The sequence below is a fragment of the uncultured Eudoraea sp. genome (assembly GCF_947258525.1).
Classification (GTDB): domain Bacteria; phylum Bacteroidota; class Bacteroidia; order Flavobacteriales; family Flavobacteriaceae; genus Eudoraea.
This window is the reverse complement of record NZ_CAMYIP010000109.1, coordinates 1-2503: the sequence shown is the minus strand read 5'-3', so window position 1 is coordinate 2503 and position 2503 is coordinate 1. Positions and strand designations below refer to the sequence as shown.

Below are 2503 nucleotides of genomic sequence, written 5' to 3'. Positions count from 1 at the left end.
AAAAAGTGAGATCATCTGATCTTGATCAGTGATATCACCTTTAATGAAAGTGTAATTTTTTGCATTTTCAATATCTTTCAGGCTTTCCAGGTTACCGGCATAAGTGAGTTTGTCGAGGTTAAAAATATTCGAGATCAGATTTCAAAATCAAGTTTGTCTTCAGAATCGATAAACAAATTATTCTTTTCATCAGGTGTAGGCTTAATCATTGAAGGAAGCTATTATTTGTTCAGATATGTATTTTATAGATTTATTCCTAAATTACTGGTAGTGGAAAGCATCATTTGTGCGGTACTTATTGTGAGTATTTTATTTTTTAGAGGACCGGAACAAGAATTTATATATTTTCAATTTTGAATGGTCAGAACAAATATTTGAAGGCTTTTTATATTACCCTAATCTTGTGTATTATTCTAATACTGAGTATTGGCTTTACGCGCCCTCAACCGATTAGTTCGGTTGTAAGTAAAGAAAAATTTTGGACAGATAAGGTGCATAGCAAGAAGAAATACGATGTCATAGTGACGGGAGATTCAAGGGTATACAGAGGGGTGGCCCCTGCTTCATTATCTGAGGAGCTAGGAGGTTTGGAGGTATTAAATTTTGGCTTCAGTTCAGCGGGCTATAATGCCACGATGTATCACGCCATCAATGATAAGATGTCTTCGGGATTAAGTCAAAAGATGGTTATTCTTGGGATAACTCCTTACTCATTGACTAAAAAAGCACAAGAAAACAGCCATTATAGCCAGGAGAAATTGCGTGATCAGAAGGATGTTTTTTTACGACGATATATTAACCCTCTCCTCCATTTTTTTGATCCTATAAAACCTACTGATATTCTTTACAACACTGATTCTATACCTGGATATCACGAAAAATTTCAGAAAGATGGGTGGGTGGCTTCATATAAGACACCCTCAGATCCCTCTGCGGCCTTAGAGCCCTATGTAAAGAATTTCCACAATAATTTGGTGAAGGAAAAAGTCTTGTTTGAACTAGGTGACCAGGTAAAGAAATGGACTGACCAGGGCGTAGTCGTTTTTGCATTCCGAGTACCTTCATCAAGAGAAATGGAAAAGCTTGAAAACGAGATAAGCGGATTCGATACAAAACAGGTGATTCAAGTTATTGAGAATTCGGGCGGGATGTGGTTAAAGTTGGATAACATCTATGATTACAATTCGTACGATGGCAGTCATTTAGATGAAATATCTGCTATTTCATTTTCCAAATACTTAGGTAGTTTTATTCGCGGGGAGTTGAAACGAAACAAGGAATAAAAACAGAGATAACCAGATACGAGATCTGAAGCTTTATGCCTCGAGCTACAAAAACACTTCCTTTTTTATACCGGCTTATTTCCTTAAGCTCAGCTTTTTATTCAAACACTTTTTTCCTGCCCAAATAATCACTTATTTCGCACTAATTTCCTAAGTCGAGGTGCTGGTAGTAAACTTTTAGGTGAACATTAGAAGGCAATAATATTCATGTCGCCCCACCGCAGCTTGATAGTTTTTAAAGAATCATTAAATCTCTGCTAACCTGAATAGTAGGATATTTAACTTTGATTTCGCTTTGACTAGGATTTAGTTAAATTGAAGCGCGTGCTTAAAGATGTATGGTCCAGGTACAAGAATTCTGAGTTTTCAAGGAATGTCTCTTCCTTGGTTTTTGGCACTGGAGTGGCACAATTGTTACCCTTTCTAGCCACCCCGCTTCTAACACGGTTATTTAATGAGAAAGAATTCGCGGTTTACACATCTTTCTTTGCATTGGCAACAATTTTTTCAATGGGGGCAGGAGGAAAATATTTTTTGGCCATTGTCCTTCCTAAAAGATCTTCTGAAGCGCTTCGCGTATTCACTCTAAACAATTATATATCACTGGGTTATTCCGCATTACTTGGTATAATTATTCTTGTTTTTTTCTACCAGGATTATTTTATTGTAGAGCCCTATGTATATTTTGTTCCCTTGTATGTTCTGTTCTTTGGGCTTTGGAGTGCACAAATCTATTTGTCTATCAGGGAGAAGAAATAGGAATGAAGACAGCCGACATTCCACTCGAGGAAGCTCAAGATCCTTTATCTGAGGGATTCCTCAAATATCCTGAGTGGATCAGAAACAGTGTCGCTCACCTGATGAATCGCGACAATTGCCGGACTCCAATGCAATGGAATGATGATGTATCAGCAGGATTTTCATCAAATGCTAAAACATGGTTACCCGTACAAGATGATTACCCGGAAGTCAACGTTGAAAATCAACTAGAAGATGAAGGTTCACTGCTGAATACCTACAGGAAATTATTGATGATCAGAAAAGAAGAATAATTAATATTGATGAGACAGATGGTTCATTGGATAACACTACAGGTCAAAGAGGAGGAAGACCTTCTACAGTATTGTATGCTCCAGGTATTTCAGGAGGTGAGATCCTTTCAATGATCTCGCCATCGATGATGATGTTGCTACTGACATTGGAAGGAGTATTCGTTTCGG

At 37.5% G+C, this 2503-nt stretch carries 3 protein-coding genes and 1 pseudogene; 3 read left to right on the top strand and 1 reads right to left on the bottom strand.

The genetic code is table 11. The features are described from left to right. A pseudogene (locus Q0X89_RS08045) lies at positions 1-129 on the bottom strand (dTDP-glucose 4,6-dehydratase); the annotation flags it as partial. 362 nt (positions 130-491) lie between these two features. On the opposite strand from Q0X89_RS08045, the gene Q0X89_RS08040 reads away from it, so the two are divergent. From Q0X89_RS08040 to Q0X89_RS08030, 3 genes are all read left to right on the top strand, one after another. Then, complete coding sequence (locus Q0X89_RS08040) at positions 492-1283, top strand: hypothetical protein (RefSeq protein ID WP_297692921.1); 792 nt, start codon at positions 492-494, stop codon at positions 1281-1283. Positions 1284-1607: 324 nt separating this feature from the next. Beyond that, positions 1608-2042, top strand: a complete 435-nt coding sequence (locus Q0X89_RS08035; RefSeq protein ID WP_297692920.1) for a hypothetical protein — start codon at positions 1608-1610, stop codon at positions 2040-2042. A 2-nt stretch (positions 2043-2044) separates the two neighbouring features. Continuing rightward, on the top strand, positions 2045-2335 hold the full coding sequence (locus tag Q0X89_RS08030) for a hypothetical protein (RefSeq protein WP_297692918.1): 291 nt from the start codon (positions 2045-2047) through the stop codon (positions 2333-2335). The last annotated feature ends 168 nt before the right edge of the window (positions 2336-2503 follow it).

Coding starts and splice junctions, on each gene's coding strand:
- Q0X89_RS08030 (WP_297692918.1), top strand. CDS start 2,045: ATGAAGACAGCCGACATTCCACTCGAGGAAGCTCAAGATCCTTTATCT.